This window comes from Streptomyces sp. NPDC005263, assembly GCF_042872365.1.
Taxonomy (GTDB): Bacteria; Actinomycetota; Actinomycetes; order Streptomycetales; family Streptomycetaceae; genus Streptomyces.
In genome coordinates this window covers 19,339-33,346 of the sequence record NZ_JBIAKJ010000023.1, presented here as the reverse complement: position 1 = coordinate 33,346, position 14,008 = coordinate 19,339, and the positions used below count along the sequence as shown (strand labels likewise).

Here is a 14,008-nt window from a genome sequence, read left to right as displayed (position 1 = left end):
GTACTCCCACTGGATCCCCGTATGCAGCACGTACAAGATCCCGCACAGCACATCCCGGTCCGGCAACGGCCTGCGGCCGGGATACCGGAACCTGCACTCACGCTGCGGCAGCAGCGGTTCCACGCGGTCCCACAACTCATCCGACACGATCCACGGCGACGTCACCACACCAGACCGAACGCTCAACTCCCGCACCAGTCACGGCAGCCAGGAACCACCCACCGCTTTGTGTCAGCCGTTGTTAGACCGTGTCCTACGTGGTGAGGCGTCGTTGATCTCGGTATGGGGCGGGGTACGTGGAGTTGGATTGTTCCGGACGAGCTGTGGGAGATCGCGAAGCCGCTGATCTCGCCCTCGAGAGTGCGGCCGCAGGGCGCCAAACGAGACACGACCCCAGGGCGATGCGTTCTCAAGCTGTGAGTCCGAGCGTGGCGGTTGCGTGCTGGGGGCGTGACCGGTAGTGATCGACTGCGGCGGCGATGTTGGTCCAGCCTGCTTGGCGCATGAGTCCGATAGCCAGGTTCCGCAGCGTGGCCATGGCGCGGGGTGCGGTGCCGATACGCACTCGCGAGGCGTCCTCGCTATAGGTGACGTCTCTGACGTGGTGCAGGGCCTCAACCGACCAGTGGTTCTGCACGAGTTGGGCGAGTTGTGCCGGGCGGACCTGCTCGGGCGACCGGCTGGTGACCGCGTAGACGGTCTTCGTCTGGACCTTGCCGGTCCTGCGGTGGGTGCGGCGGCGCTTGATCTCCATGGCCTGGACGGCGTGCGGGAAGAGCAGGCCGGGCTGGACGGTGCAGACCTTCAGGCGGCGGACCTCGCGGCGGCCGTGCCCGGCCCCGGTGGTGCGGGCCTGCAGCGGGATCTCCCGCCAGGGCAGGCGCCGCAACTGCTCGCGCAGCTTCTTCTGGTTTCCCTTGACGACCAGGAGGTAGTGGCCGCCAGCGGTGATGACGTGCTCGGCGTGGGTGCGCTGGGTGTGCATCGCGTCGGCGGTGACGACGACGCCGCGCAGGTCGAGCCGGTCCAGCAGCGGGGCGAAGGCGGGGATCTCGTTGCTCTTCGCGGCGACTTGACGCTGGCGATCACGGTCTGGCAGCCGTGCAGCGCGGCGGCGAGCAGGTGGACGGCCATGCCATCGGTGCGGGATCCACGCACAGTCTTGCCGTCGACGGCCAGGCCGATCAGTGTCTCGCCGGGTTCGTCCACCGGGTCGGCGGCGTACCGGGCGAGCCAGGCGCCCACGGCGTCGTCCAAGGCGTCGCCGTCCAGACGAGCGAGGAGTCGTCCCAGTGTGGAGGCGTTCGGTGTGCTGGAGGCGAGCCCGAGCTGTTCGCGCAGGCTGGAGTCGGTATCGGCGGCGAAGCGGGCGATGGCGGCCAGGGACCTGGCTCCGCCGAGCACGGCGACCAGGCACAGCGCGAGCAGGGAGCCCAGGTGATAGCGACGGCCGCGGGCCCGGCGGGGATCGGGTATCCGGCTCAACGTCTCCGCCAGGGAGGTGAACTGCTGCGGTTCCGGATCCGGGCAGGCGGAGTCGATGCCCTGGCAGTGGCGCTGCAGGACACCGATTAGGGAGGATGGCACGCGAACGCGACCCCTGTTCTGATCAAAGGCTTCGAGAACCTTGATCATCGGCGCAGGTCACCGCCGTGCAGGGCTCCGTGATGCATATTTCCGTCACTCCCAGAGGGACGACTCCTCCAACCCGCCAAGGTTGACGCCGGCTACATCAGCCATCTGTCTTGCCCCTCCGAAACATTGAGAAGCGCCCATGACTCTCAGGCAGAAATTTGATATGCCAGCTATCCGACCGGTCTCAGCGCCCGCGCGAGCGCGTCGACGGTCACACCGACGATCGCCCGGAGTTGCTCCGGGCTCGACCCGGCCCTACCCATCACCGCGAGAGACTGGTTCACGGCCGCTACGTGTACGGCGAAGTCCTCGGCGTTCTCGTCGGACATTCCGCCAGCCTTCAGCGCGGTGCGCAGGCGCGGGCGCTGCAGGCCGAACAACTCTTTGACATGCTCTGCGACGCTCGGGCTCAGCGCCGGACTCGCCATGACCGACTGGGCCATCAGGCATCCGTCGGGCACGGCGGGGTCGGCGATGCGCCCCAGGGTGACATCGAAGAACGCACGGACGGCAGCGACGGGGTCCTCGGCCGCGCACGAGAGGGCGGCGTCGAACTTGTCGCCGTAGCGCGTGGCGTAGCGATCCAGGCAGCGAAGAAAGAGCGCGTCCTTGTCGCCGAGCGAGGAATAGATCGAGCTGCGGTTCAGGCCGGTCGCCCGGGACAGGTCGTCAAGCGAGGTGTCGGCGTAGCCGGAGCGCCAGAACTGGATCATCGCGGCGTCGAGCACCGTGTCCATGTCGAACTGCTTCTTGCCTGCCATGCGGCCCATCCTCCCATCTTGGACTGATCAGTTCAAGACGTGCTAGCGTCGAATCACGGTCCACCCGCCTCGATGGAGGATTCCCATGACCAACCCCGTCCCCGCCCTGCCCCTGCATGACCTGGCCGGATTCACGCACCGCTGGGTCGACGCCGACGGCGTCCGCCTGCACGCCGTCGAAGGCGGTCGGCCGGACGGACCGGTCGTCGTCCTGCTCACCGGGTTCCCGCAGACGTGGTGGGCCTGGCGAAAGGTCATGCCTGCTCTCGCCGATCGGTTCCGGGTCATAGCGATTGACCGGCCGGGCCAAGGCAATTCCGAGCATCCGGAGCTCAGCTACGACACGCACACGGTCGCCGCGCACATCAAGGCCGCTGTGAACGCTCTCGGCGTGCGGGACTACTGGCTCGCCGGGCACGACATCGGCGCTTGGGTCGCCTTCTCCCTCGCCCTGAACGACGAGAGCCGACTGCGCGGGGTCGCGCTGCTCGACGCCGGAATTCCCGGTATCACCATGCCGGAAGCGATCCCTCTCGACCCGACTCTGGCGTTCAAGACCTGGCACTTCGCGTTCCACGTGGTGCCCGATCTTCCCGAGACGCTGATAGCCGGCCGCGAGCGGGAGTACATCAGCTGGTTCCTGAAGACCAAGTCCCTCACGCCCGACGCGTTCGAGGAAGCAGAGCTCGACCACTACGGCGCAGCCCTCGCCGTCGATGGCGGCCTGCGCGCCGGCCTCGCCTACTACCGCGAGGCCGCCGAGTCCGCGCGCAAGAACCGCGCGGCACTCGAGCAACGGCGACTGACCGCGCCCGTCCTCGGAATCTCCAGCAGCCACGGCTCGATCCCGGATATGGCGGCCTCCATCAGCCCGTGGGCCGAGAACGTGACCGGCGTCATCGTGCCCGACGCCGGTCACTACATCCCCGAGGAGCAGCCCGAGGCCGTCGCCGCCGCCCTCACCGACTTCTTCAGCGGCCATTAGTGCTCTAGCAGGAGGGCGTTCCCCATTGCCGTCGGGGGGCCGTCAGTTACGGGCCCGCCCCGCGCGCCTACGGACGTGCCGTGAACCGCCCGTCGCCCCGCTTGTGCAGCCAGCCCCGGGCGGCGAGCTTGGTCATCTTCGCCCGCAAAGGTTCCAGCTTGCCGTGTACCGAGGCGTCCAGCCCCAGCCGCTCGCCGACCGCCCTGACCTGCACCGGGCCGTCCGCCTCCCGCACGATCGCCAGGATCTTGCGGTAGTCGCCGGGCAGCCCGCCCTCGTCGGCCGCGTCGCCGCGGTGCGGGATGAGCAGGACTGCCCGCCCGGCCACCTTCGTCGATGCCGGAGCGACAGCCCGGCATCGGCCCGGGCCTGCTCGGCCAGGCGGTTCAACACTTCGCTCCGCGATCGCCAGTTCGTGCCGCTCGGCCTGCCTCCTGGAGTTGCTTGCCCAACTCCTCGGCGAGAGCATCCAGTTCGCTCCGGCGGGCGGTGATCCGCTGCCGCTCCTGCATCCCCCGCGCCCTCCCGCGTTCTCGCGGTGTGCCGACCTGCTGACGGATCGTAAGCGGGGGCCGGTCGTGGGCGCAGCTGAACCCGGCATCCCGCCAGAACCGGACCTGCCCGATGATCTACACCATGGTCATCGGCCGCCATCTCGCTGGCTGAGAACGCATCAGCCCTGGACACGACCCCCACCGCGGCCGCCACTTCAAGCACCAGCGCATGCACGCGGACAAAGCCTACGACCGTGCCGACCTGCGGAAATGGTTACGCTGCAAGCGCATCGGAGTCCGGATCGTGCGCAAAGGAATCGAGTCCAGCGAACGATGGGGCCCCCGCCGGGTGATCGAACGCACCATATCGTGGCTGTCCGGCGGCACGGAAGGCGCCGTGAACCGCATCAAGAAGATCAAGAGGCAGCTCTATGGCCGTGCCGGCTTCGAACTGCTCCGCAAGATGATCCTGCTCCAATAGCGTCTCGCCCCAGGCTCTGCGGCCAATCCTGATCACGCCAGCGAGTGTGGCGGGCTGAGAAGATCACCGCGAGGCCAGAGATTCCGTCGAGACCACAAAGGACAGGGATGTCGAGGAGACTGCCCGTAGACCGGGCCCAGGAGCGACTTCAACATGAGCTGAGCTCTGGACAGCAGCCCCTCGCCGAAGTGGACTTGGACGAGGTGTGGCTCAGGTTCGTACGCTTCGGCTCCCAACGCTTCGATACCGCGAACACGCCCGACGCTGATGGCCTTCTCTTCCAGTACGGGACTCACGCCTTCGAAGGGCCGCCCGTTTTCACGCTGGACCTTGTCCGGCAGTTCGAGATCAACGACGCTTCCGGCGAGCATGATCATTACATTCAGCTCCACTGCGAACTTCGATACGAGCCCGTCCCCCAACTTCGGGCCCTGGAGCGCTTCGAGTCCTGGTTCTTCCACGACATGGACGACGAACTCGACCGCTGGACCGACGGCCTTGGCCGTCAGGAATTCTGGACAATCATCCGCAACTTCCATCCCAAGGAACTCAAGGTCTACCAAGAACAAGTGTGATCACAGACGTGAAGCGACCTGCCCGATGACGCTCCGCGACCGCTCTGGAGCAGGACCTCGCCCGCCAGGGACCAGACAGCCTTGCCCCCTTGGTGGGTCTGCCTGCAGACAGCAGGTGCCGCGGCGACCCTCAACCACCCCGCGTTCGTGGTGGCACTCCCCGATGAGCCCTCTGAGGACGTCACCTTCGTCCGGATTCAACGGCGACTGCTACGGGTGACCCCGGACGTCGTCCCCGCACCGATGCCGTCGGCCACCAGCAGCTGACCTCCGCCGCCGATATCGCCTACGCCGCTGGCCGGCTCTCACCGGCAACGCGAGCGACGGCGACCGCGCCATCGCCCGGTCGCCGTCGCTCGCGTTGCCGCCACGCGGGAACGGCAGGACGTCCCGCTGCGCGAACGCGCCCTGGCCGTAGCCCGCTTCCCTAACCTGTCAGACCATCACACACGACGACGCGTCACCGACGAAGCAGACCCACAGCCGCACGTCGCGGACGCTGTACCCCTGCGAATTGGCGTAGCCGGGAGTGTCGTTGGCACCGTTGCTGTCCGAACCGAGCTTGGTGTAGCTGTGCCAGTTCCAGGATCCGTTCTCCCACTTGTAGTACGTGGTGTAGAGCCCCGCGCCCTTGCCGTCGGAGCAGTTGTCCCAGATCGTGAAGTTCCAGCTCGTGTCGAAGACCTCGTAACCGCCGGCCGTTCCGACCTGCCACCAGTTGTAGTCGCCGTACACGGACGCACAGCCGTCGGACGTCTGCTGGTAGTAAGTGGCCGCCTGCGCCTGGCCGGAGAAGGCCACCACGATACCGGCGGCGGCAGCCGCGACCGCCAGCTTCCTACGGGCCCCGCTGAACGAAAAGCGTCGTGTCATGGTCATCCCCTGAGATCAGTGACTGTCCCCCCGTGAGTGAACGGGGAGCGGTGAATGCACATGATGCTTGACATGTTCATAGAGTTGTTGGCATTGCGTGCCCGGCTGTGGGCACTCAGCGCACTGTCGGCATTCCGCTGTGCTGGCTCTGCTGCCGGTGGTCACGCGGTGTGATGCCGTACAGCGTTTTGAAGGCGCGGCTGAGGGATGTCGGTTCCGGCAAGCCCCAGCGTGCGGCGATCGAGCTGATGGACCGGGCGCCTAGGCGGGGATCGGCCAGGTCGCGGTGGATGCGTTGCAGTCTGCTGCGGCGTATGCCGTCGGCGATTGTGGTCGCCTGGCCCTGGTGGAGCCGGTGGAGGTAGCGGACGGAGATCTGGTGGGCGGCGGCGATGGCGGCCGGTGTGATGCCGGGATCGGCCAGGTGCTGTTGGATGAACGCGTTGATCCGGGTGCGGACGGTGTGCTGCGTTTCGGGCGGCAGGAGGTCCTCGGTCCGGGCGGCCTGGGCGAGCATGGCGCTGAGCAGGTCCAGGGTGACGCCTGCCAGGCGGGGTGCGTCGCATTCCTCGTACTGGGCCGCGTGGTTCATCAGATCGGTGAGCTAGTGGCGGAACAGTGCGCCGATGCCTGTCTGCCCCAGGATGCGGGTCAGGGTGAGCCGGTCGAGGGTGTTGGAGTGCAGGGGCAGTCCGGCCCGGGGTATCTGCACGATCAGTGAGGAGACGTCCGGGTGGTCATGGGCGGCGGTCCAGGCCTGACGGGGTCGGGAGGAGTCGTAGAGCACTAGATCGCCCTTGCCGACGTCGACGTGCCGGCCCGATTGGCTGAATGCGACCGCTCCACGGACGGTGAGCCAGAGTTGGCACAGTTCCGGATCGCTCTGCCGGATCATCGCCGGGGTCCGGCGCGCATGCATGGGCGGGTAGCTTTGCGCGAAGGTCTGGATGTCGCCCAGGTTCAGTGCCTGGGAGCCGGCGAGGAAGTCATCGAGGTGATCGCTGGCCATCGTGGTGCGAAAGTGGGCCTGGGAGACTATTGAGTACCAGTCGTCGAATCGTTCGGTCCCCGACAGGTTGTTCCGTCGAAAACGCCGTCCAGATCATTGTCCCGCCAGTCCTCTCTCCTGAGGGCCCCGGTTTCCGCGGCCCCGTTCAGGGACCCGCAGACGTCCCGATTAACCCCAATCAGCCGCCGAGCGCGCCAAACGGAGGACCAGACGTCGAATCGCAGGCCTGCAGGCCGCCGTATTTTCTGCTATCTGGGCATCAGATCGCCGGTTCCCTGGATGCCCGGAGTTTGCGGTCGGTGCACTGTTTGCCATGGAGTGCCTCTTGCCGATACGTGCTCGGCGGGATCCCGTAGGCCCTGCGGAATGCGCGGGTGAATTCGGAAGCGTGGACATAGCCCCAGCGTGCGGCCAGGAAGCCGATGGGCTTGTCGGACAGCTGCAGATCAGCGAGGTCCCGGCGGCAGCCCTCCAGGCGCCGCTGCCGGATCCACGCGCTCACGGTGACGCCCTGAGCCTGGAACAGCCGGTGCAGGTACCGCACGGAGATGTGGTGGGAGGCGGCGACGGCGGCGGGCGACAACTGTGGGTCGGCCAGGTTGCGTTCGATGAAGGAGTGGATGCCCGCCATCAGCGCCTGCTGGCGGCTCTCGGGTGGAACGCCGTCTTCAGTGTCCGTGTGGTGCGCGAGGAACGCGGTGATCAGATCCACGGTGAGCCCGCCCAGTCGTATGGCGTCCTGCGGCCGGCATGCGTCGGACTCAGGTGCCAGGCGGGTCAAGAACTGTGACAGGAGGGCCCCCATACCGCTGTCGCCCGGCAGCGGCGCTCCGAGGAGGCGGTCCACCTTCGCCGCAGGGAGAGGAATCGCCGTACGGGGCACGTTCACGACGATCGCCTCGACTGCACCGCCGTCGCCGGAGAAGGCCGAGGCGTCGCTCGGGTGCGAGCTGTCGTACAGCAGCAGATCGCCGACCCCAACTGACGCGTCACGCCGACAATGGGAGAGGCTCTGCCGGCCTCTCCGTGTCAGGGCCAGGTGGTACAGCTCGGGATCGGAGCGACGCACCAGCGCGGACGTGCGACGCGAGCGCAATGACGGATAGGACAGCACCGACACCTGAGCGGCCCCAAGGTCCAGCAGCCGGAAGCAGGCGCGGAAGTCGTCGGCGTGGTCGCTGGTGATCTCCGTGGGCGTGAGCGTCTGCGACGTCATCTCCCGCCACCACGCGAAGCGATCGGCTACCGGTAGGTCCTCACTGCGCAACACGGTCTCGATCACGTGACCACCCCCCTCCCATCATGTCCTCATCAAGCCATCGGGGGTAGGGCGGCCGGCTCTGTGTGTGTACGGCGTGAAAGACCATGACGGACTGGGTTATGGCGTAGCTGTCGGCCTTGCTTAATGATCTTGGTTGTGGCGTGCTGTTGCTCAGTTGTACTGGGCGGCTTTTCTGTTCCCGGGGTGAGGCTTACGTGACGCCAAGGCGTGGGTGATCGCTGGTACGTGGGCTGAGCTGGCTGTTTGGTGCTGCGCACTGTGCTGGGTGGGGCGCGGTTTTTGCGCAGGGTGGTTGGCGCGCTCGAAGGTACGGGACGCAGCTGGCCGCCCGGGGGCTGGAGTGGGTCGCAACTGACGTCGCCGGTGCGGAGGCGGTCCCGGCAGCCGCCCTGTCGGCATCGGCCCGCAGAGCAGCCCGCAGATGGCAGCCCACTTCGGCAGAACGTGAGCCAGCGGCCCCCGCGGGCCGCGGAATGCCGCGTGCTCGGGCAGCCTCCGCTGGGGCCCGCGTCGTACTGGGGTGGGAGCGTGGTCAGGCGTGGTTGTGGTTGCCCGCCCACACGGTGGGGTTGCGGTGTGCCCAGGGGGTGGCCTGTTCCAGTTGTCCGGCGAGGCGGAAGAGGACGTCCTCTCGTCCGTATCCCGCGGCGAACTGGATGCCGATGGGGAGTCCGGTGGCGGGGTCGGTCTCCAGGGGGACGGACATGGCGGGGGTGCCCGCGACGTTGAACGCGGCGGTGAAGGGGGAGCGGTGGAAGAGCTGCTTGAGCCAGCCGAGACCGTCGGCGCCTTCGGCGCCCTTGGCGTATGTGCCCAGGGGCACGGGCAGTTCGGGCAGGGTCGGCGTCAGCAGCAGGTCGTAGCCGGCGAAGTACCGGCCGATCGCGCGCGCGACGCTGTTGCGCACCGCGAGCGCGTGGACGAACTCCGGCCCGCTGACCCGCTGCCCGTAGGAGTAACTGGCCAGCATCTCGGGTTCGACGGTGGTGGAGTCGATGGGTCGGTCGAAAGCTTCTGCGAAGCCGTCGATCCAAGTCACCAGGTTGGCGCTCCACAGGCGGGCGTTGGCCAGGACGAATTCCTCCCAGCCGACGCCGAGGTCGACCTGGACCTCTTCCACCCGGTGCCCCAGGGACTCGGCGAGTCGTGCGGAGCGGAGTGTGGCGTCGAGGATGGCGCCGTCGACAGCCCGACCGCCCCACGGCTGCGTCAGGAGGCCGATCCGCAGGCTGCCCGGGGAGCGGGTGACCTCCTGCGCGTAGGGCCGCTCCGGCTGCTGGGCGAAGTAGGGGTCGCCGGTCTCGGGGCCCCGGATGAGGTCCAGCAGCGCGGCGCTGTCGCGAACCGAACGGCTGACGGCGCCGTGGACGGCGAGCCCGTTGAAGACCTCGTCCGCGTCGGGGCCCAGGGACACCCGGCCGCGGGTCGGTTTCAGTCCGAACAGACCGTTGCTCGCGGCGGGGACGCGGATGGAGCCGGCGGCGTCGGTCGCGTGCGCGATGGGGACGATGCCGGCGGCGACGGCGGCTCCCGAGCCGCCGCTGGAGCCGCCGGGAGTGCGGGTCGGGTCCCAGGGGTTGCGGGTGGCGCCGTACAGGACGCCTTCCGTGGTGGTGCTGTACGCGAATTCCGGGGTAGTGGTGCGTCCGAGCGTGACCAGTCCGGCGCGGCGGAAGCGCGCCATGAGCGATGAGTCGGTCCCGGCGACATTTCCTGCGGCGAGACGGCTGCCCAGCTCCACCCGCTTGCCGGCCATCGCGACGGCCAAGTCCTTGATCAGGAAGGGCACCCCCGCCAGTGGCGTAGAACCCGGAGCCGGCGTGTCCTGTGCGGGCCAGGTCTCGACCACGGCGTTGATCTGCGGGTTGACCGCGTCGGACGCCCGCTGGGCGGTCGAGGCGAGTTCCGCAGGAGTCACTTCGCCACGGGCGACCAGGTCGGCCAGGCCGATGCCGTCGTAGGTCACGTACTCAGAGAGCTTCATTTTCCGTCCTTGGGGAAGGGTCGATACCTTTCGGTCCCACACGATACCGATCGGTATCGTGTGGGACTGTTCGGTAACGTAGCATGGGGTTCGGGGCGGCACAATGCCCGAAACGGACCGATGAGGGGCCGCATGACGAGCACAGAGAGAACCAGCAGGCAGAGCAGGGTGGCCAAGTTGCCGCCCCGCGAGCGGATCCTCGACGCGGCGGAAGAGCTCTTCTCCCGCGACGGGATCAAGAACGTGGGCGTCCAGGCGATCGCCAGCCGGGCCGAGACCACCAAGATGGCGCTGTACCGCCACTTCGCGACGAAAGATGCCCTGGTGGAGGAGTGGCTCCGGATCGTCGCGGCCGACTACACCGCCGCGTTCGACCGGCTGGAGGCCGCACACCCCGACGACCCCCGGGCACAGATCCTGGGCGTGGCCCGGTTCATCGCCGACGGGCTTCCAGAAATCTCCTACCGGGGCTGTCCGTTCATCAACTCCATCGCGGAGCTGCCCGACCGCACCCACCCGGCGCGCCGGGTGATCGAAGCCCACAAGGTCGGCCAGGCGCGCCGGATCGCTGACCTGTGTGCCCGGGCCGGACTGCCCGATCCGGACGAGGCGGCCGCGGAGATCACCTTCGCCCTCGAAGGGGCCCAGGTGAGCGCCCAGAACGGAAGCATCGAGCACGTGGGTGAGCGGCTTGTGAGGATCGTCGAGGCTGTCCTGGACCGCAACTTGGCCCCCGGTGGCATGGCCGGCCACGATCGGTGACCGCGCCCGTCCGGCCTGGCCTGCGTGTTTCACCGAATGGCGCCGCGCCGCTGCCCCGGCGTGAGGGGCATGCGAAGAGGCTTGGCCATGGCCAACGGCTGTGCCTTGGGAACCGCCGGGGCCCGCAGCTTTCCCCGGCTGCCGGGTCAGTGTCGGCAGCGCGCGGCCGAGGCCACTGCCCGGACGGCGCTCAGCGCGTGACCGAGGTGCGGCCGACCACTGTCACCGTCCGGCCCGACGACCGCACGAGCTCGATCGCGTCCCGCTTGTACTCCGCCGAGTACCGATTCGTGTACTTGCTTCCCACCTGGCACTGCTTCCTCTGGGCTCTCACGTCCCAGTCTCCAGGTCTCCACGATCAAGGGGAAGCTTCACGGCTTCCGTGTCCCGTTGTCGGCGGGCGTTTCCGAACCGGCGAGCCATGCAGTGACACTCCCAGGTGACCGCGCTGGACTGCCCGGCCAGCGGCGCGGAAGACTGCTGCACCAGGGCCTCCTGCTGCTCAGTGATTCGACACCAACGAGCTGTTCAGGAGGCGCTGTTCGTATGCACCCAGTCCCTGCGACCACCCGGTCGGGACTCCCGTTCGACGCGCATCCCTCAAGATCGAAAAGACAACAGCTTCTTAAGCTGGCCCTGGCAAGATTTTCGTAGGCGGAGATCATCTTGGTGCCGTGGTCGACCGGTCCGCGTAACGGCGGCGGAGATGGGCGATCAGGACAGCGCGGTGGCGGAGGAGTGGGACACCGGCGCGTCCTGCCATCAGGCGTTTCTGGAGCTTGACGTCGGTGATACGGCCTTCGTTGACGCCGGAGCTGCAGGTGGTGATGATCCCCTGGGTGACGGCGTGCTGGTCTTCACGCAGAGGTCCGGCGATACCGGTAAGTGGTGGCAGCCCGCTGTGGGAGAGCTCGTCGAGCCAGGACGGCAGGGGTGCGGCGTCGCGGTTGTCGAGCATGGCTGCGAACCGGCGGACCAGGTCGTGGGCGTGTTGAGTTCCGGACAGTGCTCGAGGAGCCGGTGCAGGCGGTGGGTGACGTGAGGGCCGCGGCGGTCCCGGCGGGTGGTGATCCAGCGTGCGGCCTCACGTGGGGACGGCGGGCGCTCGCGGGGCTGGTCCAGCGGCAGCCCGCGTCGCAGGGGTGCAACGGCCATCTTCACGCGCTGGTAGTGCCTGAGGTAGCCCTTGCTGCGCAGTTCGTCGCGGTAGGGGGCCAAGGCGGAGGGCTTGCGGGGCGGGCGGCGCATGACCTCCTGCCAGGTGCGGGCGTGGGCATACTTGCGCACCGTGCGGGGGTCCAGACCGAGCTCCCGGGCCACGGAGCTGTAACTCCGGCCGGATCCGGTCAGGGTGTGCACGGCCTCGAACAGCCTCCTGGCGTGCAACCCGGCACGGGTGTCCGCTGCGTCGGCGTCGGTGGCTTCTTCGTCCGGGTCCGGATCGACCTCTGCAGAAATGTCCTGGTAGCGGTAGGCCATGTCGAGCGGGTTGCAGAAAGTGCGTTCTGAAGACGTCAACTGGTTTCCATTCACGGGATTCTGCGCTCCTTCAGTTGCTGAGCGGACGACGGCTTGCGGCCTGCCAGTGCCGGTCGGCGGTGCCGCAGTTCGTGTACGGCGGCCTTGGGCCTGCGGTCACGGGTGAAGACGCTCTTGCGGTTGCCGTCGACGCGGTGGATGCCGTGGGAGGTCTGGAAGTCGGCGAAGTTCCACACGTGTTCGCCGACGCCCCTCGATCCGGTCGAAGACCGAGGTGGGCGACCGCGCTGGTGCGGGCCCTTCTGGTGCTGACGAACCGGGAAGTCGCCCGCTGACGACTGACCTTGTCGGTGGGCTACCGCTCCGGACCTGCCCGAGCCTCCCGACGCCTACGCACACCAGGCCGTCTGACATGCAGTTTTCACGATGCACCCTGCTCAGTGGCGTCGGGCATGTACTTTCACACTGACGACGATCCTCATGCGTCCAGCCCTCCCCGCTTGACGAGCTGAGCCGTGATGACATTGCGCTGAATCTCGTTCGTGCCCTCGCCGACGATCATCAACGGGGCGTCGCGGAAGTAGCGTTCGACGTCGAACTCGGTGGAGTAGCCGTAACCCCCGTGGATACGGACGGCGTTGAGGGCGATCTGCATCGCGGTCTCGGAAGCGCACAGTTTGGCCATGCCGGCCTCCATGTCCACCCGGCGTCCCGCGTCCGCCTCCCGTGCCGCGTAGAGGGTCAGCTGACGGGCCGCCGTGAGCGAGGTGGCCATGTCGGCCAGGTAGTTGCCGATGGACTGGTGTTTCCAGATCGGCTTGCCGAACGACTCGCGTTCCTGGGCGTAGGAGAGCGCGTCCTCGAAGGCCGCCCGGCCGACCCCGAGCGCACGGGCCGCGACCTGGAGGCGTCCGGTCTCCAGGCCCTTCATCATCTGGGCGAAGCCCTTGCCTTCCAATCCGCCTAGGACGGCGTCGGCCGAGGCCCGGTAGTCCTCGAAGGACAGCTCGCAGCTCTCCACGCCCTTGTAGCCGAGCTTGGGCAGGTCACGGGAGACGGTCAGCCCCGGTCCGTGCTCCACGAGCAGGATCGAGATGCCCTGGTGAGCCGGAGCGGCGTCCGGGTCGGTCTTGCACAGCAGGGCGATCAGGCCGGAGCGCCGCGAGTTGGTGATCCAGGTCTTCGCCCCGTTGACCACGTATCCGCCGTCGCCGTCCTTGCGGGCGACGGTGCGCATGGCCTGCAGGTCCGAGCCGCCGCCGGGTTCGGTCAGGGCCATGGTCGCGCGGATCTCGCCGGTGGCCATCTTCGGCAGGTAACGGCGCTTCTGCTCCTCGGAGCCAAAGTGCAGCAGCAGCTTGGCGACGACGGTGTGGCCGCCCATCGCGCCGGCCAGACTCATCCAGCCCCGGGCCAGCTCCTCGGTGATCAGGACGTAGCAGGAGGTGGAGACCGGGGTGCCGCCGTACTCCTCGGGGACGGCGAGGCCGAAGATACCGAGGGTCTTCATCTGCTCGATCAGGGCCTCGGGGTAGGTGCCCGCGTGCTCCAGCTCCTGAACGACGGGCTTCACCTCCTTGTCGACGAAGTCGTGCACGGTACGGACGATGAACTGTTCGTCCTCGGACAGGACGTCGAGAGTGCTCATGCGGCGATGCTCCTTGCTGAACTGACAGGTGGCGAAGGGC

General features: G+C 67.8%; 15 protein-coding genes and 3 pseudogenes. 5 read left to right on the top strand and 13 right to left on the bottom strand.

The window, feature by feature from the left end; genetic code table 11:
• The coding region (locus ACFYRY_RS42450) for a transposase (RefSeq protein ID WP_389158720.1) at positions 1–195 on the bottom strand (195 nt) is incomplete at its 3' end.
• Positions 196–282: 87 nt separating this feature from the next.
• Between ACFYRY_RS42450 and ACFYRY_RS42445 the strand changes: the two are divergent.
• Positions 283–396: pseudogene (locus ACFYRY_RS42445) on the top strand (IS5/IS1182 family transposase); the annotation flags it as partial.
• Between the two features lie 13 nt (positions 397–409).
• Here the strand turns inward: ACFYRY_RS42445 and ACFYRY_RS42440 are convergent.
• The 3 genes and pseudogenes from ACFYRY_RS42440 to ACFYRY_RS42430 all read right to left on the bottom strand — a co-directional run bounded on the left by ACFYRY_RS42440 (position 410) and on the right by ACFYRY_RS42430 (position 2,396).
• On the bottom strand, positions 410–1,030 hold the full coding sequence (locus tag ACFYRY_RS42440; protein ID WP_389158731.1) for an ISAs1 family transposase: 621 nt from the start codon (positions 1,028–1,030) through the stop codon (positions 410–412).
• 260 nt (positions 1,031–1,290) lie between these two features.
• Positions 1,291–1,635 (bottom strand): annotated as a pseudogene (locus tag ACFYRY_RS42435) (transposase family protein); the annotation flags it as partial.
• Between the two features lie 170 nt (positions 1,636–1,805).
• The gene (locus ACFYRY_RS42430; RefSeq protein ID WP_123971155.1) at positions 1,806–2,396 is read right to left on the bottom strand and encodes a TetR/AcrR family transcriptional regulator; all 591 of its coding nucleotides are present in this window, start codon (positions 2,394–2,396) and stop codon (positions 1,806–1,808) included.
• A gap of 85 nt (positions 2,397–2,481) precedes the next feature.
• Between ACFYRY_RS42430 and ACFYRY_RS42425 the strand changes: the two genes are divergently transcribed.
• Positions 2,482–3,381 carry an alpha/beta fold hydrolase gene (locus ACFYRY_RS42425; protein WP_389158717.1) on the top strand — a complete coding sequence of 300 codons (900 nt, stop codon included), beginning with the start codon at positions 2,482–2,484 and terminating at the stop codon, positions 3,379–3,381.
• A 67-nt stretch (positions 3,382–3,448) separates the two neighbouring features.
• Here the strand turns inward: ACFYRY_RS42425 and ACFYRY_RS42420 are convergent, their stop codons facing one another.
• Positions 3,449–3,709 (bottom strand): hypothetical protein, encoded by a 261-nt coding sequence (locus ACFYRY_RS42420; RefSeq protein WP_132791579.1) that lies wholly within the window; start codon positions 3,707–3,709, stop codon positions 3,449–3,451.
• A 356-nt stretch (positions 3,710–4,065) separates the two neighbouring features.
• Here ACFYRY_RS42420 and ACFYRY_RS42415 point away from each other — a divergent pair.
• Positions 4,066–4,257, top strand: a pseudogene (locus ACFYRY_RS42415) (IS5/IS1182 family transposase); the annotation flags it as partial.
• Positions 4,258–4,544: 287 nt separating this feature from the next.
• Positions 4,545–4,931, top strand: coding sequence for a hypothetical protein (locus ACFYRY_RS42410; protein WP_389158714.1), 387 nt, complete (start codon positions 4,545–4,547; stop codon positions 4,929–4,931).
• Between the two features lie 435 nt (positions 4,932–5,366).
• Here ACFYRY_RS42410 and ACFYRY_RS42405 read toward each other — a convergent pair whose 3' ends face one another.
• The 5 genes from ACFYRY_RS42405 to ACFYRY_RS42385 form a co-directional block, all read right to left on the bottom strand.
• Positions 5,367–5,804, bottom strand: coding sequence for a Tat pathway signal protein (locus ACFYRY_RS42405; RefSeq protein WP_384119341.1), 438 nt, complete (start codon positions 5,802–5,804; stop codon positions 5,367–5,369).
• A gap of 115 nt (positions 5,805–5,919) precedes the next feature.
• Positions 5,920–6,396, bottom strand: coding sequence for a helix-turn-helix domain-containing protein (locus tag ACFYRY_RS42400; protein WP_389158711.1), 477 nt, complete (start codon positions 6,394–6,396; stop codon positions 5,920–5,922).
• Positions 6,397–6,408: 12 nt separating this feature from the next.
• Complete coding sequence (locus ACFYRY_RS42395; protein ID WP_389158728.1) at positions 6,409–6,843, bottom strand: hypothetical protein; 435 nt, start codon at positions 6,841–6,843, stop codon at positions 6,409–6,411.
• Between the two features lie 229 nt (positions 6,844–7,072).
• Positions 7,073–8,095, bottom strand: a complete 1,023-nt coding sequence (locus ACFYRY_RS42390; protein ID WP_389158708.1) for a helix-turn-helix domain-containing protein — start codon at positions 8,093–8,095, stop codon at positions 7,073–7,075.
• Between the two features lie 532 nt (positions 8,096–8,627).
• Entirely contained in the window at positions 8,628–10,079 is a 1,452-nt protein-coding gene (locus ACFYRY_RS42385; protein ID WP_389158706.1) for an amidase, read from the bottom strand.
• 132 nt (positions 10,080–10,211) lie between these two features.
• Between ACFYRY_RS42385 and ACFYRY_RS42380 the strand changes: the two genes are divergently transcribed.
• Positions 10,212–10,841, top strand: a complete 630-nt coding sequence (locus tag ACFYRY_RS42380; RefSeq protein ID WP_389158703.1) for a TetR/AcrR family transcriptional regulator — start codon at positions 10,212–10,214, stop codon at positions 10,839–10,841.
• A gap of 661 nt (positions 10,842–11,502) precedes the next feature.
• Here the strand turns inward: ACFYRY_RS42380 and ACFYRY_RS42375 are convergent.
• The 3 genes from ACFYRY_RS42375 to ACFYRY_RS42365 form a co-directional block, all read right to left on the bottom strand.
• Positions 11,503–11,799: a hypothetical protein gene (locus tag ACFYRY_RS42375; protein ID WP_389158700.1), complete on the bottom strand. Its 297-nt coding sequence runs from the start codon at positions 11,797–11,799 to the stop codon at positions 11,503–11,505.
• A gap of 571 nt (positions 11,800–12,370) precedes the next feature.
• Positions 12,371–12,556, bottom strand: a complete 186-nt coding sequence (locus tag ACFYRY_RS42370) for a glycoside hydrolase family 2 TIM barrel-domain containing protein (RefSeq protein WP_389158697.1) — start codon at positions 12,554–12,556, stop codon at positions 12,371–12,373.
• A 242-nt stretch (positions 12,557–12,798) separates the two neighbouring features.
• A complete protein-coding gene (locus ACFYRY_RS42365; RefSeq protein WP_389158694.1) occupies positions 12,799–13,968 on the bottom strand; it encodes an acyl-CoA dehydrogenase family protein in 1,170 nt (389 codons plus the stop codon).
• Positions 13,969–14,008 lie beyond the last annotated feature (40 nt).